This window comes from Phyllobacterium myrsinacearum (assembly GCF_002980555.1).
Lineage (GTDB): Bacteria > Pseudomonadota > Alphaproteobacteria > Rhizobiales > Rhizobiaceae > Phyllobacterium > Phyllobacterium myrsinacearum.
Genome location: NZ_PVBT01000006.1, coordinates 1 through 20,992 on the forward strand (window position 1 = coordinate 1; position 20,992 = coordinate 20,992).

The following is a 20,992-nucleotide window of genomic DNA, read 5'->3' on the forward strand; positions in this document are numbered from 1 at the left end:
CAACAACGCCCGCACCGGCCGCACCGGCGACGGCGCTGTGGGGGCAAGGCTATGGCGCGTGGAGCCATGGTTCCAGCGATGGCAATGCATCAGCCTACAGCAGAAACACCGGCGGCTTCGTCACCGGCATGGATTCTCTGATCGCCGGGACATGGCGGCTGGGCGTGCTCGCCGGTTACGGCTCGACATCGCTGCACGGCGCCGCCTCGTCCACCTCCGCCGACAGCTATCAGCTCGGTGTCTATGGCGGCACCAGCATCGATGCGCTGACCTTGAGCCTTGGCACCATCCTGGCGCATCACGCCATCGATACGCACCGCTCGGTGACTTTCGGTTCGTTGGCGGAGACGGAAAGTGCCGGTTATGCCGCCAACACGGTGCAGCTGTTCGGTGAAGCCGCCTACCGCATCGATACGCCCTATGCCGCCGTCGAACCCTTTGCCGCAGCCGCCTATACCCATCTGAAGACCGATGGTTTTAGCGAGACCGGCGGCATCGCTGCCCTGTCGGCGCCAGCGGCAACGACAGATCTGACCACGACGACGCTGGGGCTGCGCGCCTCGCGCGCCTTCACGCTTGGCAATGCCACCACCGTCACCGCGCGTGGCATGGCGGGCTGGCGCCATGCCTATGGCGATGTGGCGCCGCAGGCGCAGCTTGCCTTTGCCAGCGGCGGCGAAAGCTTTGCCGTCAGCGGCCAGCCGATTGCCGCCGACACCGCGCTCATCGAAGCCGGGCTCGCCTTCGATGTCGGCAAAGCCACCACCATCGGCCTCACCTATACCGGCCAATTCTCCAGTCAGGCTAACGACAATGCGGTCAAGGCCAATCTGGCGGTAAGGTTCTAGGAGATGAACACGGCTGCCGCGATGAGAAAGCTGTCTTTCCCATACGTTACGATCGAGACTGGCAGAACCGGAACTCTTCGCAACATCACTTGCGTGGAGGAGGCGTTTGAATGGCTTACGCTTTATTGGCCCAAACAGTATAGGGGAGCACGATGGTCCATGGCTCACCAAGCTTGTATAGACGCCACAAACAGAAAGGCGAGTGTTACGAGTGTTCAAAAGGCATTTATCGAAGCCGCCAAAGAGGCCGGAATTTATTTCAATCAGCAGAAATTTCCAGTTAGGACATAAAAAGTGAGCGTGCGTACTACACCATTCCGACTTAGGTATTGTGCAATAGGTTTCACTTCTCGGCACGACCAGACCTCAAGCGAATGACCAGATAATAACACCTCCACCCTTGACTTTTCGGCGGGTGTTGGTACATGTCCGCCTGAATTTCCGCTTATAGCCACGTTGTTGGACTGAACGGCGGTCCTCTTCTAATAAAGACAGGTAAACTGAAAATGGCTAAGGCTGCAAATATCAAGATCAAGCTTCTGTCGACCGCTGACACCGGTTTCTTCTACGTCACGAGCAAGAACAGCCGTACGAAGACAGAGAAGTTCTCTTTCCGCAAGTACGACCCGGTCGTACGCAAGCACGTTGAATTCAAGGAAACCAAGATCAAGTAATCCTGGATTTTCCCGCATGTTCAAAATGCCGCCTTCGGGCGGCATTTTTGTTTGTGGCGATCCGATTCGGGGGCGGCCTCACGCCGCCTCGGAGACAACCTTGTTGCGCCCCGATGCCTTGGCGCCATACAGCGCCTCATCGGCACGCTTGAGCATGTTCTGCACGCTGTCATCCTTCGACTGCACGCTGGCAATGCCGATGCTGATGGTCACCGGCACGCTGGTGACGCCGTCGTCGACGAAAAACGGCGTCGAGGCCACTTCACGCCGGATGCGCTCGGCAACGATGGCCGCCATGGTCAGGTCCGTATCGGGCATGACGATGAAGAACTCCTCCCCGCCATAGCGGCTGGCAAGGTCGCTGCCGCGCACGTTGCGGCGCAGGCGCCGGGCGAATTCCCGCAGCACCTCATCCCCGCCATCATGGCCATAGGTGTCGTTGATCAGCTTGAACCGGTCGATGTCCGTCATCAGGATCGACAGCGGACGGCGGCGGTCGACGGCACGCTTGAACAGGGTGGCCAGATGCGTTTCCAGATACAGCCGGTTGTGCAGGCCCGTCAGACTGTCGGTGACCGCCATCTCATAGGTCTTGACGACGCTGGCGCGCAGCCCGTCATGATAGGCCTTGCGGCGCAGCTGCGTGCGCAGGCGCGCCAGCAACTCGTTGGAATTGAGCGGCCGCACCACATAATCGTTGACGCCCAGTTCCAGCGCGCGGCGGATTTTCGGCTCCTCGCCCTGGTCCGCCACGATGATGATCGGCATCGACCGCGTGTTGTCGAGCGAGCGCAACTGCGCGCAAATGCGCAGCGGATCGTAATCGGCAAAGCTCGATGCGATGATCAGGCAGTCGTGATTGCCCTGAATGGCGTCGAAAAAGCCCGTCTGCGGATCGGTCTGTACATCGACGGTGCATTCTTCGGCCAGGATGGTTCTGATTCGCTCGACGCTGCCGGGCCGCTCATCGATGAGCAGCACCTTGGCATCCCGGGCTATGGCCTCGGTGCCGCTGGGAAAGCGCAGGATGGATTCCAGGCCGACATCGCGGGTCGTTGCCACCCGCAGCCGCAATTCGTCGGTGAGGTTCTTCAGGCGGACAAGGCTTTTCACCCGGGCGAGCAGTTGCAGGTCATTGACCGGCTTGGTGAGAAAATCATCGGCGCCGAAGTTCAATCCGGTGATCCGGTCCATGTCCTGGTCGAGCGCAGTCACCAGAATGACCGGAATATGCGCCGTGGCGGGTTGCGATTTCAGCCGGCGGCAGACCTCGAACCCGTCCATACCCGGCATCATGACATCGAGAAGGATGACATCGACGCTGTTGTTTTCGCAGAATTCCAGCGCTTCATAGCCGTTCGATGCCGTCACGACTTCATAATATTCCGCGCTCAAGCGCGCTTCCAGAAGCTTCACGTTGGCAGGAACATCATCCACGACAAGTATGCGGGCCGTCATAGTTCACTTCTCCGGGAAAACAGGCGGCTCACGCGTCACCAAGGTAGGATTTGATGGTTTCGATGAATTTCGGCACGGAAATCGGCTTGGATATATAGGCCTCGCAGCCGCCCTGGCGAATGCGTTCCTCATCGCCCTTCATCGCGAAGGCGGTGACGGCGATGATGGGGATCACATGCAGATCATCATCCGCCTTCAGCCATTTGGTCACTTCGAGCCCCGAAACCTCCGGCAGCTGGATGTCCATGAGGATCAGGTCGGGGCGATGCTCGCGCGCCAGATCGAGTGCCTCGAGACCGTTGCGCGTGCGGATGGTTTCATAGCCGCTGGCTTCGATAAGGTCGCGGAAGAGCTTCATGTTGAGCTCGTTGTCCTCGACGATCATGACTTTCTTCACCATTGGCAATGTCCCGTTGATCATGCGTGGTGCGGGTTTGCCGCCTTGACAAGGCTCCCACCGCAGCATCATTGAATGGATGCATGTGATAGCGTGTTTTGATTGATGAAAAGGTAACTCTTCAGGTCAGTCAAAAAATGCTGCAGATCATGTTTAACCAAGGCTTTATTGAACATCTTCTTTTGTAGAGATTCAATTGGTCATTGGCACTCCGGGTTGCAATGGGCTTCCTGCGCGCCGCCAAACGGAAATATTGTTTTCAAGGGTGTTCGGATGAACACACATTTCGGGACCGACAGGCAGAATGAAACAGCAGATGAACCTTGAGGGTGCGCAGGATCTGGCGATCAATGCCCTGGTCTTCCTGGCGCAGGACAGCGAATTGCTGCCGCGCTTTCTTGCGCTTACCGGCATCACGGCGGATCAAATCCGCCAGGCGGCACAGGAGCCGGGTTTTCTGGCGGGCGTCCTGCAGTTCTACCTGGCGCATGAGCCGACGCTGATGCGTTATTGCGCGGCGACCGAGACGGACCCTGCCCTGTTCCAGCAGGCGCTGCATCTGCTGCCGGGCGGCCGGCAGGAGGATGTGTATTAAGACCGCAAACGGCTTGCAAGCGGCCTGTCTCTTCAGTAAGTTCGGCATGTTCTATTTATGTTCCGAGCATCATGGCGCCCCTCAACGATCCTGAATTTGGATTCTGCCGCGACTGTCTGACAGCGCAGGCCTCCGCCGGGCGCCGCTGCCAGCAATGCGGCAGCCCGCGCCTGCTGCGCCACCCGGAACTCTACAGGCTCTCCATCGCGCATGTGGACTGCGACGCATTCTACGCCTCGGTGGAAAAGCGCGACAATCCGGAGCTGCGCAACAAACCCGTCATCATCGGCGGCGGCAAGCGCGGTGTCGTCTCTACCGCCTGTTATGTCGCGCGCATTCATGGTGTGAAATCCGCCATGCCGATGTTCAAGGCGCTGGAAGCCTGCCCGCATGCGGTGGTCATCAGCCCGAACATGGAAAAATATGTGCGCGTGGGGCGCGAAATCCGCCAGATGATGCGCGATCTGACGCCGCAGGTCGAACCGCTGTCGATCGACGAGGCCTTTCTCGACCTGTCGGGCACGCAGCGCCTGCACCACGACCCGCCGGTGCGGGTCATGGCGCAGTTTTCCAACCGCGTGGAAAAGGAAATGGGCCTGTCCGTCTCGGTCGGCCTTTCCTATTGCAAGTTCCTGGCAAAAATCGCCTCGGATTTCGACAAGCCGCGCGGCTTTTCCGTCATCGGCGAAGCGGAAACGCCGCGTTTCCTCAGCGACAAGCCGGTGACGATGATCTGGGGCGTCGGCAAGGTGTTCGCCGCCACGCTGGAACGGGACGGTATCCGCACCATCGGCCAGTTGCAGACCATGGAACTCGGCGCGCTGATGGCCGCCTATGGCACGATGGGCCAGCGTCTTTACCAGCTGTCGCGCGGTATCGACACGCGGCGGGTGGAGCCCGACGGCGAATCCAAGAGCGTATCGGCCGAAACGACGTTCAATGAGGACATCGGCACGCTGGAAGAGCTGGTTCCGATCCTGCGCTCGCTCTCGGAAAAAGTCTCGCGCCGCCTGAAGGCCGCCGACATTGCCGGCCGGACTGTGGTCCTCAAGCTCAAATCCCGTGATTTCAAACTCAAAACCCGCAACCGGCAATTGGCCGATCCGACCCAGCTTGCCGACCGGATTTTCCGCACAGGGCTGGCACTTTTGGAAAAGGAGATTGATGGCACGCGGTTCCGGCTCATCGGCATCGGCGTGAGCGACCTCAGTGATGACGGCCGCGCCGATCCGCTCGATCTCGTCGACGTGCAGGCGACCAAGCGGGCCGTGGCGGAGACTGCCATCGACAAGCTGCGCGGAAAATTCGGTAACAACGCCGTTGAGACCGGCTACACCTTCGGCAAGATCAGGCAAAGGACACGGCCTGTCCCGGACGAGATTGATTGATTTGATTCAGGGATTTACGGGAAATTTCGGAGAAAATGAATCCGGATTGTTTTGGATTGCAATGACGATGGTGCAGGATGCCTTTTGCAGCAAAGCGAAGGAGATGGCCAGACCACCGTCCGAAGGCGCTATTTCAGCGGCAGAAACAGGTCCGCGGCCGCCTCATGCTCCGGCACCTGCGGGAATAAGCTCAGACGCTGGCAGTACATCGGGAAGTCACGCGCCTCCTCGCCGCTGGCCGGAAGCCAGTCGCGATACAGATAGAGCGCAGCGGGCTCCAGATTGTCGGTGTTGCCGACGACGCGCAGCACCGCACAGCGCCCGCCAGGAATCTCCCCGGCTTTGACCTGCTCGCCTTTCACCTCGACCGGCTGGTCGGTGCCGACACAAAGGTCCATGCTGTAATCGGCGGGCGACGCGGGGTGGCGCTCGGAATGCCAGACCGTGAAGGTTGGGTGTGTCCTGGGGTGCAGGCCGGCAGCCTTGCGCCAAGCAATGAACCGCTTGATGGTGGCACCGATCATCGCGGGGTCACCCCGGTGTTCCATGAACGCTATCCGCGTCGGGACTACATCGCGAATCGTCACGTCATTCGTGGTAAAATTCTTCTGCATGCGCTTGCTCCTTGCGTTGTCAAAAGGCCCGAAGGCCGCAAGCCACGGCTCCCAGTCGGGAGATTTCCGGAACGACGAAGGCGATTGCCCGAACCGCTGCCGGAAGGCACGGGCGAAGGCATCGGGCGCATCGTAACCAGCATCCATCGCTATATCCGTGACGCTTTGGGTATCCGTGTAGGCCAGCCGGTACGAAGCGCGCTTCATACGGGCAAGCTGCACATAGCGATGCACCGACAACCCGAAGGTGGACATGAACTGCCGGTGGAAATGGTATTTCGAGAACGCCGCGACACCGCTCAGCACGTCCAGGCCCAGATCATCGTCAAGATGCTGTTCGATGTGATCCAGCACCCGCTGCATCCGGGCATGGTAGTTTTCAAGGGCCGCCTTCATCGCCTGTTCCTCCGTGGCGTCACCAGCTAGCCCCTTGCGGATATACAGCGCTCGACCGATCTTGCGGTTTGGGAGGGATCGAACAATAGAGTGCAACCCGCCTCAGCGCGGTTGTGGCTGCGCGTCTGCGCTTAAACCATCTCCACGTCGACCACGCCGGGAATCGCCTTCATCGCGCTGGCGACCTGCGGGCCGACGCGATAGCGGTGTGGCAATTCGATCTCCACTTCACTGGCGCCGTTCTCCTTGATCAGGATGAGGGAGACAATCTGGCCGTCATTCTGCGGGGCGAGATAGGGCGTGATGGCGCTCAGCGGTTCGCTGGAGCGCATATAGAGCCGCAACGCCTTCTGCATGCGCGTCGCTTCATCCTCAAGCGATTGCGCCGTCTGGATGCGCAGGCTGATGCCCTCTGGCCGATCTTCGGCGCCGACCGTCACCACAACGGAGCGTCCCGGCTCCAAGAGATCGCGGTACTGCGCCAGCGCCTCGGAGAAAAGCACCGCCTCAAACTGGCCCGATGCATCGGAAAACTGGATGATGCCCATCTTGTTGCCGGTCTTGGTCTTGCGTTCCTGCTTGGCGGTGATGGTTCCGGCGAGCCGTCCGGCATTGGCGCCGCGTTTGACCGCGGCGGAAAATTCGGCCCAGCTCTGCACCCGCATCTTTTCCAGGATCGGCCGGTATTCGTCGAGCGGGTGGGCGGAGAGGTAGAAACCGGCGGCTTCAAACTCGCGCCGCAGTTTTTCCGCCGACAGCCATGGCGCCGCATTGGGCAGCTGCAGCCCCTGCGATCCGCCCGCGGCCATGCCGCCAAAAATATCCGCCTGCCCGCTGACGCTGTCTTCCTGGGTGCGCTGCGCATGGCCGATGATGCGGTCGAGACCGGCAATGAGCGCCGGGCGTTCGCGCCCGAAGCAATCGAATGCGCCAGCGTTGATCAGGCTTTCAAACACGCGCCGGTTGACAACGCGCGGGTCGATGCGCTCGCAGAAATCCTCAAGGCTGGCATAGGGCGTGTCGCCGCGCTTCTCGACGATATGGTCGACCGCCGCCTCGCCCACGCCCTTGATGGCAGCGAGCGAATAGAAAATACGGTTATCGCCGACTTCAAACAGGCGGAACGACGTGTTGACCGAAGGGGTGACCACCTCGATGCCCAGCCGCAGCGCCTCACGGCGGAAATCGTTGAGCTTGTCGGTATTGGCCATATCGTAGGCCATCGACGAGGCCAGGAACTCGACGGGATAGTGCGCCTTCATATAGGCCGTCTGGAACGACACGATGGCATAGGCAGCGGCGTGCGACTTGTTGAAGCCGTAATCGGCGAATTTTGCCAAGAGGTCGAAAATGAAATTCGCCTGCGGCTTGGTCACACCGCGTTCCACCGCGCCGTCGACAAAGCGCTCGCGCTGCTTGTCCATTTCGGCGCGGATCTTCTTGCCCATGGCGCGGCGCAGAAGATCGGCTTCACCCAGCGTATAGCCGGACATTTCCTGCGCGATCTGCATCACCTGTTCCTGGTAGATGATGACGCCCTGGGTTTCCTTGACGAGATGGTCGATCTTGGGATGGATCGACGCCATCTCCTCGTCGCCATTCTTGCGCGCATTGTAGGTCGGGATGTTTTCCATCGGCCCCGGACGGTACAGCGCCACAAGCGCGATAATATCCTCGATCCGGTCGGGCTTCATGCCGATCAGCGCCTTGCGCATGCCGGTGCTTTCCACCTGGAACACGCCGACCGTCTCGCCGCGCGACAGCATTTCATAGCTGAGCTTGTCATCCAGCGGCAGATTGGACAAATCCACGGAAATGCCGCGCCGCTTGACCAGATTGACGGCGGTCTGCAGCACCGTCAGGGTTTTCAGGCCGAGAAAGTCGAATTTGACCAGCCCCGCCTCTTCCACCATCTTCATGTTGAACTGCGTGACCGGCATGTCGGAACGCGGATCGCGATACATCGGCACGAGTTCGGACAGCGGACGGTCGCCGATGACGATACCGGCGGCGTGGGTCGAGGCGTGGCGGTAAAGCCCTTCCAGCTTCAGCGCAATGTCCAGCAGGCGCTCGACAACCGGTTCCTTGTCGCGCTCTTCGCGCAGGCGCGGCTCGTCCTCGATGGCCTTTGCCAGCGTCACCGGATTGGCCGGGTTGGCCGGAACCATCTTGGTCAGGCGGTCTACCTGACCATAGGGCATTTCGAGCACGCGGCCGACGTCGCGCAGCACGGCGCGCGCCTGCAGCGTTCCGAAGGTGATGATCTGCGCCACCTGATCGCGGCCATATTTGGCCTGAACATAGCGGATGACCTCGTCGCGCCGTTCCTGGCAGAAATCGATGTCAAAGTCGGGCATCGAAACGCGGTCGGGATTGAGGAAGCGTTCGAACAGCAGGGAGAAGCGCAGCGGATCGACGTCGGTGATCGTCAGCGCATAGGCAACGAGCGAACCCGCACCGGAACCACGACCGGGACCGACAGGAATATCATGGGCTTTCGCCCATTTGATGAAGTCGGACACGATGAGGAAGTAACCCGGATATTTCATCCGGGTGATGATGGAAATCTCGTACTCCAGCCGCTCGGCATATTCCTGCTGCGTGTGGCCATCGGCCAGACCCAGCGTTTCGATGCGGCTTGCCAGCCCTTCGCGTGCCTGCCGCGCCAGTTCGTCGGCTTCCGCCTGCAGCGCCGCTTCGGGATCGTCGCTCTCCCCGGTGAAGCGCGGCAGGATCGGCGCGCGATTCTTCGGATAGTAGGAGCAGCGCAGCGCGATCTCGACGGTGTTTTCCAGAGCCTCGGGCAGATCGGCGAACAGCGCCACCATCTCGTCCTCGGTCTTGAGATAATGGTCGGGTGTCAGGCGGCGGCGGTCATCGATGGACAACAGTGAACCCGCCGCAATGGCCAGCAGCGCATCGTGCGCCTCATAATCCGCGCTCTTGGAAAAGAACACGTCATTGGTGGCAACCAGAGGCAGTTCCAGCTCATAGGCAAGCGCGATATGGGTCGCTTCCAGGGTGCGGTCATAGCCGCGATGGCGCTGCAGCTCGACATAGAGCCGGTCGCCATAGAGCGAGCGCAGATGAATGAGACGCTGACGGGCGCGGTCGATGCGGTCATCCTTGATCGCCTTGGCGATCGGCCCTTCCGGGCCGCCGGAAAGAACGATGATCCCCTCGGTCAGCCCCGGCAGCCAGGAAGCGGCGACGTGGACGGGATCGCCGGCGGGCGTTTCCAGATAGGCGCGGCTGACAAGCCGGACAAGATTGGCATAGCCCGTTTCCGTCGCCGCCAGCAGCACGAGCGGCGCAAGACCGAGAGCTTCGCGCCGGTTGGCGCTGCGGCTTTCCTCGGCCTGATCGTGAAAGGCAATATCGAGCTGACAGCCGATGATCGGCTGCAAGCCGGATTTCGATCCCTTCTGGGCAAATTCAAGCGCCCCGAACAGATTGTTGGTGTCGGTAATGGCGATGGCCGGGCTTTTGTTCGCAACGGCGAGATCGATGACCTTGGCAACCTGCAGCGCGCCTTCGAGCAGGGAATAGGCGGAATGCACCCGCAGATGGACGAAACGAAGCGCCTGCTTTTCCGCATTGCCCGCGCCTGGGTTACCCTGTCCGTCTGCCACTGTATCCATCTCCAGAAATTTTGAACGGAGAACGTGATTCACCGTTGGCGTATTCTCGAACAATGGTCAGGGGGTGTCCACCTATACTTTGGCCGCCGGATCGTGCGACTGTGAACAACCTGTGATGCGCTATCGAAAGGCCCGCGAATGAGCAATGCATATCCCGAAATCTATCTGGTGCGGCACGGTCAGACGGAGTGGAGCCTGTCCGGCCAGCACACCGGCCGGACCGACATACCGCTGACGGCCGCGGGCGAAGCGGCGGCCCGCACCCTCGCCGGCCGCCTGCATGGCCTTGTCTTTTCCGCCGTCTGGTCGAGCCCGTCCCAGCGCGCGTCGAAAACCTGCGTCCTCGCCGGATTTGGCGACACCCGTGTGATCAAGGACGACCTGGCGGAATGGGATTATGGCACCTATGAGGGCATCACCACCAAGGCGATCCTGGCGGAGCGCCCCGGCTGGCAGCTTTTTCGCGACGGCTGCCCCGGCGGCGAATCCACTGGTGATGTCGGTGCGCGTGCCGACCGGATCATCCATGCCATACGCGACGCGAATGACCGGGTGCTCATTTTTTCAAGTTCGCATTTCCTGCGGGTGCTGACGGCCCGCTGGCTTGGCTTGCCGCCCGAAGGCGGTGCGCTTTTCGTTCTGGATACCGCCAGCATCAGTGTGCTCGGCTATGAGCACGACCTGACGGAACCGGTTGTTCGCAGGTGGAACCAGACATGACGATGGGCGACGCCCGCGGGCCAGGAACCAGGCGAAACCTAGTCATCCCGGCCCCGCCGGTTCTTTCAGATAACGCTGACCCACATGGCGAATGTTGCAATAAACAGACTGACTGTAACGAATGACATGACGTCCTGGAAAAGTTCGCTCATCGGTAAAACCCTTCTTCGTTTGCTCTATGTATATGTTTTGTTCTATTTTTGTTCCAAAGTCAAGCGCACCAAAACCACCATTGGCGCTATGGTTGTCGATTTCTTAACAGAGGGTAAAACGCACGCCGCCCCGCGGGCACCGACAAACGCAAACGGGCACGGATTTCTCCGCGCCCGTTTGCTATGTATGGCGTGAACGGATCAGGAGACCGTGGTGATCTTGCCGTCCTTCAGGGTGACCCGGCGATCCATGCGACGGGCAAGTTCGTGATTGTGCGTGGCGATCATTGCCGACAGGCCGGACTGGCGCACCAGGGCCTCCAGTGCCTCGAACACATAGGATGACGTCACCGGATCGAGATTGCCGGTGGGCTCATCGGCAAGCAGCACGAGCGGCGCATTGGCCACGGCACGGGCGATGGCGACGCGCTGCTGTTCGCCGCCGGACAGTTCCGACGGACGGTGCGAGGCGCGCGCGCCCACCTTCATATAGTCGAGCAGCTGCTGGGCGCGTTCCGACGCGACGCGCGGTTTCATGCCACGGATCATCTGCGGCATCATCACGTTTTCGAGTGCGGAGAATTCCGGCAGGAGATGATGGAACTGATAGACGAAACCGATGTCGTTGCGGCGGATCGCCGTGCGCTCTTCATCGGACAGCGAGCCGCAGGCGCGCCCGTCCAGAATCACATCGCCATTGTCGGGCCGCTCCAAAAGGCCAGCCGTGTGCAGAAGCGTCGACTTGCCGGCACCCGACGGCGCGACAAGCGCAACCATCTCGCCCCGGCCGAGGGAGAAATTGGCATCGTCCAGGATAACCAGCTCCCGGTCGATCTCATTGTACCGGCGGCCGACACTGGTCAGCTGAAGAATGGGCCCGGCTGACATTATTCGTACCTCAAGGCTTCAACGGGATCGAGCTTGGCCGCGCGCCATGCGGGGAAAAGCGTCGCCAGAAACGACAGGAAGAGCGCCATCAGGATGACCGAAAAGGTTTCATTGAAATCCATCTTGGCGGGCAAGGTGCTCAGGAAATAAAGCTCCGGATTGAACAGAGTTGTTCCAGACAACCAGGAGAAGAATTGCCGGATGCGTTCGACGTTCAGGCAGACGAGGACGCCGAGAGCCACACCGGCGATGGTGCCGCTGACCCCGATGGCGGCACCCGTCATCAGGAAGATGCGCAGCACCGAGTTACGCGTCGCCCCCATGGTGCGCAGGATGGCGATATCGCGGCCCTTGTCCTTGACCAGCATGATCAGGCCGGAAATGATGTTCAGCGCCGCCACGAGCACGATCAGCGTCAGGATCATGAACATGACGTTGCGCTCCACCTGCAGGGCGGAGAAGAAGGTCACGTTGCGCTGGCGCCAGTCGGTGAGCATCAGCGGCCGCTGCGCCGCATCCTCGATCGGCTTTTTCAGCGCGTCGACATTGTCGGGATTGTTGGCGAAAATCTCGATGGACTGGACCTTGCCTTCCTGGTTGAAATAGAGCTGGGCTTCATCCAGCGGCATCAGCGCGATCGAGGCGTCATATTCGGACATGCCGATCTGGAAAATGGCGACGACCGGATAGGATTTCACCCGCGGTGAAACCCCGAGCGGCGTCACATCGCCATCCAGCGACATCAATGTCAGCTTGTCGCCGATGCCAAGGCCCAGATTTTCCGCCATGCGGGTGCCAATAGCCACGCCGCCCGCCTTGTCGAAATTGGCGAAGGTGCCCTGCTTGACGTTCTTGGCGACGAGCTGGAGCTTTTTGATGTCCTCTTCGCGCAGACCCCGCACGAGCGTGCCGGTGCCCTGCCCGACATTGCCCTGGCCCAGCACCTGCCCCTCCACCACGGGAATGGCGAAGGAAACACCGGGAACCGCATCGATCCGCTTGATCACATTGTCATAATCATCCAGCGGCCGGTCCATCGGCTGCATGATGACATGACCGTTGATGCCGAGAATGCGCGTCAGCAATTCGCTGCGGAAACCGTTCATGACGGCCATGACGATAATGAGCGTCGCCACGCCGAGCATGATGCCGGTGAAGGAGAAACCGGCAATCACCGAAATAAACGTTTCCTTGCGCCGGGCGCGCAGATAGCGCCATGCGATCATCCGCTCATAGGAAGAGAACGGTTTTGGACCCTGTTGTACAGCAGTGACGGCCGATTCGGTCATAGAGTTCCAGCCTGAAAGTCAGCGGGGCCTGCAAGCTTGTTGATTGCAGCTTCGATGCTCAGGGTTTCCCGTTCACCCGTCGCGCGATCCTTGATCTCGACTTCACCGGCGGCAACGCCGCGCGGCCCGATGATGACCTGCGTCGGCAGGCCGATCAGGTCCATCTTGGCGAATTTCGCACCGGGACGATCGTCCGTATCATCCAGCAGCGGTTCAAGCCCGGCATTGGTCAGGGCCTCGTAGACCTTGGCGGATGCCGCATCGCAGGCCTCGTCGCCCGGCTTCATATTGACGATACCAGCACCGAACGGCGCAACGGCCCTCGGCCAGATGATGCCGTTCTCGTCATGCGACGCCTCGATGATCGCAGCGATGACGCGGGACGGCCCGATGCCGTAGGAACCCATCGAAACCATATGTTCCTTGCCGTCGGGACCGGTGACCTTGGCGCCCATGGGTTCGGAATATTTGGTGCCGAAATGGAAGATGTGGCCAACTTCGATGCCGCGTGCGGCAAGCTGTTCGGACGCGCCGACCTTGTCCCACGCCGCCTCGTCGTGCATTTCATCCGTCGCCGCATAGGGCGTCGTCCACTGGCTCACGATATCGGCGACCTGCGCATTGTCATCGAAATTGGTGTCTGCCCCCGGAACCGGCAGGTCGAGATAGGCGCGGTCGCAATAGACCTGACTCTCGCCGGTTTCGGCCAGAATGATGAATTCGTGGCTGAGATCGCCGCCGATGGGGCCGGTATCGGCACGCATGGGAATGACCTTGATTCCGAGGCGCGAGAAAGTGCGCAGATAAGCCACGAACATGCGGTTGTAGGCGGCCTTGGCGCCTTCGAAATCGATGTCGAAGCTGTAGGCGTCCTTCATCAGGAATTCACGCGAGCGCATGACGCCGAAACGCGGGCGGCGCTCGTCGCGGAACTTCCACTGAATATGATAAAGATTGAGCGGCAAGTCCTTGTAAGACTTCACATAAGCCCGGAAAATCTCGGTGATCATTTCCTCATTGGTCGGGCCGAACAGCATCTCGCGGTCGCCGCGATCCTTGATGCGCAGCATCTCGTCGCCATAGGCGTCATAACGGCCGCTTTCGCGCCACAGATCGGCGGACTGGATCGTCGGCATCAGCAGCTCGATGGCACCGGACCGGTTCTGTTCCTCGCGGATGATGTTGGACACCTTGTTGAGGATGCGCAGCCCTGCCGGCAGCCAGGCATAGATGCCGGCCGATTCCTGACGGATCAGGCCGGCACGCAGCATCAGCCGGTGCGAGACGATTTCCGCCTCTTTGGGATTTTCTTTCAGGATAGGCAGGAAATAACGGGAAAGCCGCATTGAGATCACCAAATTGAAACACAGCCTGAATGCTTGAAGAATCAGGCAAAACCAAGTGCAAAGTTAGCGTATTGCCCAAAAATCGTTGCCGATTTCCGGAAAGAATCATACGCCGCCAAATGTGTTGCCGCATCCCGCCCAAAATCCGGATAATCCGCGACGCAGCACTGTTTCTTAGCGGCTTAACAGCGGGTTGGAAACCCGCCAACGGCAAATGAGACGCTACAGATTTGTGACAGTTTTGTTACGCTGCCGGATTTGTAAGCAAAAAATGACTGTATCGAATATTTTTCGTGACATTTCGAAGGCAGTCCGCTATTTTTTTAATCATAATGAGAAAGTAAGAATAATTCTGCTTTCCAGCGCGGTCAAAGTCTTGGGAGGATGTGACCTTTGGCGCGGTAATACGCAGCCACCATGCAAATGGAATAGGGTCAGACGCGATCTAACAATGCAAGGCGAAAGCCTTGCATTTTTTTTGCCTTGATACGGAAATACAAAGACTTATCAAGAGAATTTAAAGTAGATTTCACCGGCGGCAATGTTCCGGCCGCATTACTTTAGTTCTATTTTGCTACTACTTGAGCAACACGAAGATGCATTCCCAAACAGGCAATCGCCCCGGATGTGACCAGTCCGCTCGCGTCCCCTTGGCCCAGCAGATCAGGATTGCATGCCGGAGCTAGCGGCGATTCGCATGAATTCATTTCATCGTCCCGAGCGCGGTCTTAGACTAAGGTCGCAATGTTCAGCTCATCTTTACCTGCTAGATTGGCGGTGCAGGATCAATGTGCCAAGCGTGGGGATTGGCACATCTGCGACGTTGCAATGTTCGGGGACGAACCATGAGAATTCACACGCGCGGCACGGCTGAACCCGGCAAGCGCAGCATTTGCATCAGCACGATTACGCGCAATCGTCCATTCATGCTGCAGAACCTGTTGCACTCCTATGCCGCCATGGATGTTCCCCATGGGGCGGATTTGCATTTTCTTATTGTCGAAAACAATGAGATGGCCACGCTGCACGATGTCATCGCGCAATTCCGGGCGCTCGTACCGCAATGGACGGTCCAGTACGAGGTGGAACCGCGCCTCGGCATTGCCCGCGCCCGCAACCATGCGCTGGCATGCGCCCTGGCCGGCAATCACGATCTCATGACATTTGCCGATGATGATGAACGGGTGGAACCCGACTGGCTGATTGAACTTCTGGCCGAACTGGATGCCTCGACCCTCGATATCATCGGCTCTCCCGTGCGCGCCGCACCGATTTCCGCCGATGCGCCGTTTTCCGCGCAGCTCGTCTGGGCCGGCCTCAACCGGCGGAACATGGAAAGCGAACGCAAAGCCCGGCTGCGCTATGAGCGCAACGAAGCGCACAAGATCCTGCTGGCAACCGGCAGCTGGATGGGCAGGCTGAGCTTCTTCGACCGGACAGGCCTGCGTTTTGACGATTCGCTTGATCTGGCCGGCGGCGAAGACTGGCGTCTGTACCGGGAAGCCAGGAAACTCGGCGCCAGGACCGGCTGGACGCCGCATGCCATTGCCTATGAAACCGTGCCGATGGACCGGCTGACCCTCGGCTATCACTTTCGCCGCGACCGCGACAGCAGTTCCATTGAAACCTGCACGAGGCTTGCCCAGCAGCGCGCGCGGACCTTGCTGCGCATTCCCGGTTCGCTGGCCATCCGGGTGTTCAAACTGTGCAGCTATACCCTCGCCGCACCGTTCACGCGCGGGGAAGCACTGGTGCGGCTGGCGGCGTGCATGGGCAGTATTTGGGGAATCTGTCAGGGCTGCCTTGGCAAGAGATCATCGCACTACCGGCGCACAAGCGGTTTTTAACGGCTGCACGCTTGTGATGCGTGGTTCGCCGTGCGGATACGGGATCTGACCCCGGTCCTAATGCAGCTGCGGGAAGAAAACCGGAATGCTCTCGACGCCGAAACCAAGCTTTTGGTTGACGATGTAGAAGAGGATGAAAACCACGGCTGAAATCGCGGTGGTGATCAGGAACACCCGTCCCATGCGGTGCTTGTGCGGTGCGCTGGCTGTGGTGCCCAGCGTGACATCATTCTCGTCGGCCTGGGTGCGCAGGCCAAACGGCAGCACGGTGAACAGCGTCAACCACCAGAAGATGAAATAAACCGCCATTCCAGTTGCGATGGGCATGTCAGACTTGCTCCAGTTCGATCAGCGTCCCGTTGAAATCCTTCGGGTGAAGGAACAGCACCGGTTTGCCGTGGGCGCCGATTTTGGGTTCGCCATCACCCAGAATACGCGCACCCTGCAGTTGTAGCTGATTTCGCGCCGCCAGAATATCGGTCACTTCGTAGCAGAGGTGGTGCATGCCGCCGGACGGGTTCTTTGCCAGAAAGGCAGCGATGGGCGACTGCGCATTCAGGGGTTCGAGAAGTTCGATCTTGGTGTTGCCGACATCGATGAAAACCACGGTCACACCATGCTCCGGCAGGACTTGCGGCTCGGTGAGTGTCGCACCAAGCGTATCGCGATAGACTGCCGATGCCGCAGCAAGATCGGGAACGGCAATGGCGACATGGTTCAAACGGCCGAGCATTCTTGACCTCACGTGCGGGTTACGAACACGGTGACGATCGGCTTCTTGCCCCACGCCTCGTTGGCAGCGGCACGGACGGCGCGGCGCACCGCCTCGCGGACCATCGCCAAATCCTTGCGCTTTTCACGCGGGATACTCTGCACGGCGCCAACGGCCGCATCGTAGAGCAGATCTTCCAGCAGTTCGCCTTCCCGATCGTTCTCGGGCAGGCCGACCGGCACGACTTCCGGATCCTCGATGATGTTGTACTTCGCATCCAGCAGCATCGATACCGCGACATGGCCGACATAAGACAGCTTGCGCCGGTCAACGATGCCGACCTCTTCCTCGTCGCCGATGAGCTTGCCGTCCTTCATCACGCGGCCAAACGGCGCCTGATCGATGATCTCCGCCCTGCCCGGTGCCAGACGCAGAATGTCGCCATTGCGCACCTGCGGCACCTCGGGAATGCCGGCCATGGCCGCCAGCGAGCCCTGTGCCACGAGATGCGCGGCTTCGCCATGCACAGGCACGAGAATGCGCGGGCGCACCCATTCATACATGCGCTTCAGCTCGTTGCGGCGCGGATGGCCCGAGACGTGCACCAGCTGGTCATCGTCGGAGATGATATGGATGCCCTGCTCGATCAAAAGGTTTTTTGTCTCGATGATCGGCTTTTCATTGCCGGGAATGGTGCGCGAGGAATAGATGACCGTATCACCGGCCGACAGCGCCACATTGCGCATCTCGTCACGGGCGAGCTTGGCCAGCGCCGCGCGGGATTCGCCCTGGCTGCCGGTCAAAATGATGACGATGTTCTCGCGCGGGATGAAACCGTAATCCTCTTCGGAGAGGAATTCCGGAATGCCGTCGAGATAACCCAGCTCGCTCGCCACATCGATCATGCGCTTCATCGAGCGGCCGAGCACCAGCACCTGGCGTCCGGCATCGCGGGCGGCGATGGCAATGGAGCGGATACGCCCGACATTGGACGAAAAGGTGGTGATGGCAACGCGGCCGCGGGCATTTTCGATGATGTCGCGCAGGCTGTCGCCGACCTCACGCTCGGAGGGTGATTCCCCCTCCCGCAAGGCATTGGTGGAGTCGCACATCATCGCCAGGACGCCTTCGTCGCCGAGCGCGCGGAACCCAGCCTCGTCGATCAGCGGTCCCAGTGACGGCTCCGGGTCCATCTTCCAGTCGCCGGTGTGAACAACGATGCCCAGTGGCGTCCGGATTGCCAGCGAGACCGGTTCCGGGATGGAGTGCGTCACGGCAAGCGCTTCGAACTCGAAAGGGCCGACATTGAACCTTTCGCCGGCACGGTAAATGGTGACGGGAATATCCGGCGCGCCCGGCTCCGACTGGCGCTTGGCCTCCAGCAGGCCGGCGGTGAACGGCGTCGCATAGACCGGCACGTTCAACAGCGGCCAGAGGTCGAGCAAGGCGCCGTAATGGTCCTCATGGGCATGCGTGATCACAATGCCCTTGAGATTATGCCGCTCGGCCTGCAGAAAACGAATATCGGGAAGAACGAGATCAGCGCCTGGAAGATCCGGTCCGGCGAAGGTGACGCCCATGTCGACGACCACCCATTCGCGCTTGTGTGCGGGGCCATAGCCATACATGGCCAGATTCATCCCGATTTCACCAACGCCGCCCAAAGGCAGGAACACGAGCTCTGCCTGATCGGAATTTGCCATTTATACTCCTTACAACCGGCTATCCGGCACTTGCCGATGCAACTGCTCCGAAATGAACATCGCCGGCAGCAATCTTCACCCGTTCCCCATCATTATCGCGTATGACGAAACGGCAGTCTTCGTCAATTGTTTCGAATATACCACGCAGCACCGAGCCGTCGACCCGCACGGCAACTTCACTGCCAATTCCTGCCGCCCGCTTGAGCCAGCGCTTGCGAATCTCGGCAAGCCCGCGCCCCTCGTCCCAGATGCGGCTGTTTTCCTGCCAGGCATCGGACAGCGCCAGAAACAGCGTTTCCGCATCGCAGGCCGCACCGAGCTGCTTCAGCGACGTCGCGGGATAGGGCACGTCCTCGGGGTAAGCAACCACATTGACGCCAATGCCGACGACAACGGCAAACCGCCCGTCCGGCAGATGCGTCGATTCCAGGAGAATGCCGGCAAGCTTGGCCTTGTTGGCCAGAAGATCATTCGGCCATTTGAGTTCCACCCGCAAATCCGACACGCTGGAACCGATACCATCGACACCAAGCGAAACCGCGCCTTGCGGGCAGACGGCGTCAAGCGCATCCGCCAGGGAAAGCCCGGCGACAAAGCCGAGGGTGGCCGCGGTCTTCAACTCGAAAGTACCGGTGAGCAGCAGGGACGCCGCCAGATTGCCATGGGATGTGGCCCAGGCGCGGCCGCGGCGACCGCGCCCGCTTTCCTGTTTCTTGGAGACGACCCACAGCCGTCCGGGATCGCCGGCCTGCGCACGCTCCAGCGCGACCGCATTGGTCGAGCCGACCGTATCGAAGGCCTCCATCCGGAAGCCGTTTTGCTGAGCCAGCGGCGAGAGCGAGAATCCCATTGATCAGGGTTCCCGGCCTCAGAAGAACGTTTTCGCGGCAGCTTCCGCATAGGTGCTGACCGGTCCGCCGATCAGTACGTACAGCAGCGTCAGCAGGCCCGAAACACCGAGGACCAGGCGCAGTTCACCGGCAACCGGCACGAACCCGCCAGCCGGTTCATCGAACCACATGATCTTGATGATGCGCAGGTAGTAGAATGCACCAACGACCGACGCGACAATACCGATGATGGCCAGCGCGTAGAGATTGGCCTGCATCGCGGCAAGGAAGGTGTACCACTTGCCCCAGAACCCGGCGAGTGGCGGAATACCGGCCAGCGAGAACATCAGGATGGTGAAGATCGTCGCCATGACCGGATTGGTGCGGGACAGGCCAGCCAGATCCTCGATCAGTTCGACATTGCCGTGCTTGCGGCGCATGGCCAGGATGAAGGCAAACACGCCGAGCGTCGTGATCAAATAGATCAGCATATAGATCGCCACGCCGCGCACACCGACCTGCGTGCCGGCGGCAAGGCCGACAAGCGCATAGCCCATGTGGCTGATGGACGAATAGGCCATCAGGCGCTTGATGTTGCGCTGGCCGATGGCAGCGAATGCCCCCAGAACCATCGACGCAATGGCGATGAAGACGATGATCTGCTGCCAGTCATGGGTGATTGGCTGGAATGTCTCGACGGCAACGCGCGTCAACAGCGCCATGGCGGCCATCTTCGGCGCGCTGGCGAAGAAGGCGGTGACCGGTGTCGGCGCGCCTTCATAGACATCCGGCGTCCACATGTGGAACGGCACGGCGGAAATCTTGAAGGCAAGACCGGCAAAGATGAACACGAGGCCGAACACCACGCCAAGCTGGCGCTCGCCGCCTGCCAGCGCCTGGGCGATGCCCGCAAAGCCGGTGTGGCCGGTAAAGCCGTAGACGAGCGAAATGCCGTAAAGCAGCATGCCCGACGACAGCGCGCCGAGAACGAAGTATTTCAGGCCAGCTTCCGTCGAGCGGGCGCTGTCGCGGTTGATTGCAGCGATGACATACAGCGCCAGAGACTGCAGTTCGAGACCGAGATAGAGCGACAGGGTGTCATTGGCCGAAATCATCAGGAGCATGCCGAGGGTCGACAGCAGGATGAGGATCGGGAACTCGAACTTGTCGAATTTCTCCGCCTTGGCGAAGCCGACCGACATGACGAGCGCAATGATCGAACCGACCAGCGTCAGCACTTTCATGAAGCGCGCGAACGGATCCGAAACGAAGGCACGGCCGAAGGCGTGACCATCGTGCGGGAAGAGAACGAGGATTGCCAATGCTGCAAGCAGCACGGCAACCGCCAGTCCGTTGACCAGGGAATTCGCCCGTTCACCGGAGAAGGCCCCGATCATCAGTAGAGCCAATGCGCCCACTGCGATGAGCAGTTCGGGAGCCATAAGCGTCAGGTTGGCAATCATGTCGGTCTGCATCGGCCTTGGCCTCTTCCTG

Annotated in this window: 19 protein-coding genes; 7 read left to right on the forward strand and 12 right to left on the reverse strand. The window is 60.1% G+C overall.

Annotated features, from left to right (window positions below; translation table 11 throughout):
• The 3 genes from C5750_RS18395 to rpmG all read left to right on the forward strand — a co-directional run.
• On the forward strand, nt 1-848 hold an 848-nt coding region (locus C5750_RS18395), incomplete at its 5' end, for an autotransporter outer membrane beta-barrel domain-containing protein (protein ID WP_146118187.1).
• Nucleotides 849-869: 21 nt separating this feature from the next.
• Nucleotides 870-1,139, forward strand: a complete 270-nt coding sequence (locus C5750_RS27030; RefSeq protein ID WP_425350495.1) for a DUF982 domain-containing protein — start codon at nt 870-872, stop codon at nt 1,137-1,139.
• A 215-nt stretch (nt 1,140-1,354) separates the two neighbouring features.
• A complete protein-coding gene (rpmG, locus tag C5750_RS18405) occupies nt 1,355-1,522 on the forward strand; it encodes a 50S ribosomal protein L33 (protein ID WP_105735448.1) in 168 nt (55 codons plus the stop codon).
• 78 nt (nt 1,523-1,600) lie between these two features.
• On the opposite strand, the gene C5750_RS18410 is transcribed toward rpmG, so the two are convergent.
• Together C5750_RS18410 and C5750_RS18415 are read right to left on the reverse strand one after the other, a co-directional pair.
• On the reverse strand, nt 1,601-2,980 hold the full coding sequence (locus C5750_RS18410; protein ID WP_105735450.1) for a PleD family two-component system response regulator: 1,380 nt from the start codon (nt 2,978-2,980) through the stop codon (nt 1,601-1,603).
• 28 nt (nt 2,981-3,008) lie between these two features.
• Nucleotides 3,009-3,380: a response regulator gene (locus C5750_RS18415; RefSeq protein ID WP_008122893.1), complete on the reverse strand. Its 372-nt coding sequence runs from the start codon at nt 3,378-3,380 to the stop codon at nt 3,009-3,011.
• Between the two features lie 301 nt (nt 3,381-3,681).
• Between C5750_RS18415 and C5750_RS18420 the strand changes: the two genes are divergently transcribed.
• Nucleotides 3,682-3,972 (forward strand): DUF3572 domain-containing protein, encoded by a 291-nt coding sequence (locus C5750_RS18420; protein ID WP_105735452.1) that lies wholly within the window; start codon nt 3,682-3,684, stop codon nt 3,970-3,972.
• Between the two features lie 71 nt (nt 3,973-4,043).
• Nucleotides 4,044-5,360, forward strand: coding sequence for a DNA polymerase IV (locus C5750_RS18425; RefSeq protein WP_105735454.1), 1,317 nt, complete (start codon nt 4,044-4,046; stop codon nt 5,358-5,360).
• A 128-nt stretch (nt 5,361-5,488) separates the two neighbouring features.
• Here C5750_RS18425 and C5750_RS18430 read toward each other — a convergent pair whose 3' ends face one another.
• Together C5750_RS18430 and dnaE are read right to left on the reverse strand one after the other, a co-directional pair.
• Complete coding sequence (locus C5750_RS18430) at nt 5,489-6,370, reverse strand: AraC family transcriptional regulator (protein WP_105735456.1); 882 nt, start codon at nt 6,368-6,370, stop codon at nt 5,489-5,491.
• A 131-nt stretch (nt 6,371-6,501) separates the two neighbouring features.
• A complete protein-coding gene (gene dnaE, locus C5750_RS18435) occupies nt 6,502-10,011 on the reverse strand; it encodes a DNA polymerase III subunit alpha (protein ID WP_105735458.1) in 3,510 nt (1,169 codons plus the stop codon).
• A gap of 138 nt (nt 10,012-10,149) precedes the next feature.
• Between dnaE and C5750_RS18440 the strand changes: the two genes are divergently transcribed.
• A complete protein-coding gene (locus C5750_RS18440; protein ID WP_105735459.1) occupies nt 10,150-10,731 on the forward strand; it encodes a histidine phosphatase family protein in 582 nt (193 codons plus the stop codon).
• Nucleotides 10,732-11,084: 353 nt separating this feature from the next.
• On the opposite strand, the gene C5750_RS18445 is transcribed toward C5750_RS18440, so the two are convergent.
• Genes C5750_RS18445 through proS form a run of 3 tightly spaced genes read right to left on the reverse strand, consistent with a single transcriptional unit; the run spans nt 11,085 to nt 14,406 of the window.
• Nucleotides 11,085-11,771: an ABC transporter ATP-binding protein gene (locus tag C5750_RS18445; protein WP_105735461.1), complete on the reverse strand. Its 687-nt coding sequence runs from the start codon at nt 11,769-11,771 to the stop codon at nt 11,085-11,087.
• The gene (locus tag C5750_RS18450; RefSeq protein ID WP_105735463.1) at nt 11,771-13,060 is read right to left on the reverse strand and encodes a lipoprotein-releasing ABC transporter permease subunit; all 1,290 of its coding nucleotides are present in this window, start codon (nt 13,058-13,060) and stop codon (nt 11,771-11,773) included. Before C5750_RS18450 ends, C5750_RS18445 begins: the two co-directional genes overlap by 1 nt.
• Nucleotides 13,057-14,406 (reverse strand): proline--tRNA ligase, encoded by a 1,350-nt coding sequence (gene proS / locus C5750_RS18455; RefSeq protein ID WP_105735465.1) that lies wholly within the window; start codon nt 14,404-14,406, stop codon nt 13,057-13,059. Before proS ends, C5750_RS18450 begins: the two co-directional genes overlap by 4 nt.
• Before the next feature lie 845 nt (nt 14,407-15,251).
• On the opposite strand from proS, the gene C5750_RS18460 reads away from it, so the two are divergent.
• Nucleotides 15,252-16,253, forward strand: a complete 1,002-nt coding sequence (locus tag C5750_RS18460; RefSeq protein ID WP_105735467.1) for a glycosyltransferase family 2 protein — start codon at nt 15,252-15,254, stop codon at nt 16,251-16,253.
• A 57-nt stretch (nt 16,254-16,310) separates the two neighbouring features.
• Here C5750_RS18460 and C5750_RS18465 read toward each other — a convergent pair whose 3' ends face one another.
• Genes C5750_RS18465 through nuoN form a run of 5 tightly spaced genes read right to left on the reverse strand, consistent with a single transcriptional unit; the run spans nt 16,311 to nt 20,973 of the window.
• On the reverse strand, nt 16,311-16,580 hold the full coding sequence (locus tag C5750_RS18465) for a DUF1467 family protein (RefSeq protein WP_105735469.1): 270 nt from the start codon (nt 16,578-16,580) through the stop codon (nt 16,311-16,313).
• Nucleotide 16,581: 1 nt separating this feature from the next.
• Nucleotides 16,582-16,986, reverse strand: a complete 405-nt coding sequence (gene mce, locus C5750_RS18470; protein ID WP_105735471.1) for a methylmalonyl-CoA epimerase — start codon at nt 16,984-16,986, stop codon at nt 16,582-16,584.
• 8 nt (nt 16,987-16,994) lie between these two features.
• On the reverse strand, nt 16,995-18,668 hold the full coding sequence (locus tag C5750_RS18475; RefSeq protein WP_105735473.1) for a ribonuclease J: 1,674 nt from the start codon (nt 18,666-18,668) through the stop codon (nt 16,995-16,997).
• 19 nt (nt 18,669-18,687) lie between these two features.
• Nucleotides 18,688-19,518 (reverse strand): biotin--[acetyl-CoA-carboxylase] ligase, encoded by an 831-nt coding sequence (locus tag C5750_RS18480; RefSeq protein WP_105735474.1) that lies wholly within the window; start codon nt 19,516-19,518, stop codon nt 18,688-18,690.
• A gap of 18 nt (nt 19,519-19,536) precedes the next feature.
• Nucleotides 19,537-20,973 carry an NADH-quinone oxidoreductase subunit NuoN gene (gene nuoN / locus C5750_RS18485; RefSeq protein ID WP_105735476.1) on the reverse strand — a complete coding sequence of 479 codons (1,437 nt, stop codon included), beginning with the start codon at nt 20,971-20,973 and terminating at the stop codon, nt 19,537-19,539.
• Between the last annotated feature and the right edge of the window lie 19 nt (nt 20,974-20,992).

Excerpts from the sequence above, each read along its gene's own strand:
- C5750_RS18430 (WP_105735456.1), bottom strand. The coding sequence starts at position 6,370 with ATGAAGGCGGCCCTTGAAAACTACCATGCCCGGATGCAGCGGGTGCTG.
- C5750_RS18420 (WP_105735452.1), top strand. The coding sequence starts at position 3,682 with ATGAAACAGCAGATGAACCTTGAGGGTGCGCAGGATCTGGCGATCAAT.
- C5750_RS18415 (WP_008122893.1), bottom strand. The coding sequence starts at position 3,380 with ATGGTGAAGAAAGTCATGATCGTCGAGGACAACGAGCTCAACATGAAG.
- dnaE (WP_105735458.1), bottom strand. The coding sequence starts at position 10,011 with ATGGATACAGTGGCAGACGGACAGGGTAACCCAGGCGCGGGCAATGCG.
- C5750_RS27030 (WP_425350495.1), top strand. The coding sequence starts at position 870 with ATGAGAAAGCTGTCTTTCCCATACGTTACGATCGAGACTGGCAGAACC.
- C5750_RS18410 (WP_105735450.1), bottom strand. The coding sequence starts at position 2,980 with ATGACGGCCCGCATACTTGTCGTGGATGATGTTCCTGCCAACGTGAAG.
- C5750_RS18475 (WP_105735473.1), bottom strand. The coding sequence starts at position 18,668 with ATGGCAAATTCCGATCAGGCAGAGCTCGTGTTCCTGCCTTTGGGCGGC.
- proS (WP_105735465.1), bottom strand. The coding sequence starts at position 14,406 with ATGCGGCTTTCCCGTTATTTCCTGCCTATCCTGAAAGAAAATCCCAAA.
- C5750_RS18460 (WP_105735467.1), top strand. The coding sequence starts at position 15,252 with ATGAGAATTCACACGCGCGGCACGGCTGAACCCGGCAAGCGCAGCATT.
- C5750_RS18425 (WP_105735454.1), top strand. The coding sequence starts at position 4,044 with ATGGCGCCCCTCAACGATCCTGAATTTGGATTCTGCCGCGACTGTCTG.
- C5750_RS18480 (WP_105735474.1), bottom strand. The coding sequence starts at position 19,518 with ATGGGATTCTCGCTCTCGCCGCTGGCTCAGCAAAACGGCTTCCGGATG.
- rpmG (WP_105735448.1), top strand. The coding sequence starts at position 1,355 with ATGGCTAAGGCTGCAAATATCAAGATCAAGCTTCTGTCGACCGCTGAC.
- C5750_RS18450 (WP_105735463.1), bottom strand. The coding sequence starts at position 13,060 with ATGACCGAATCGGCCGTCACTGCTGTACAACAGGGTCCAAAACCGTTC.
- C5750_RS18440 (WP_105735459.1), top strand. The coding sequence starts at position 10,150 with ATGAGCAATGCATATCCCGAAATCTATCTGGTGCGGCACGGTCAGACG.
- C5750_RS18465 (WP_105735469.1), bottom strand. The coding sequence starts at position 16,580 with ATGCCCATCGCAACTGGAATGGCGGTTTATTTCATCTTCTGGTGGTTG.
- nuoN (WP_105735476.1), bottom strand. The coding sequence starts at position 20,973 with ATGCAGACCGACATGATTGCCAACCTGACGCTTATGGCTCCCGAACTG.
- C5750_RS18445 (WP_105735461.1), bottom strand. The coding sequence starts at position 11,771 with ATGTCAGCCGGGCCCATTCTTCAGCTGACCAGTGTCGGCCGCCGGTAC.
- mce (WP_105735471.1), bottom strand. The coding sequence starts at position 16,986 with ATGCTCGGCCGTTTGAACCATGTCGCCATTGCCGTTCCCGATCTTGCT.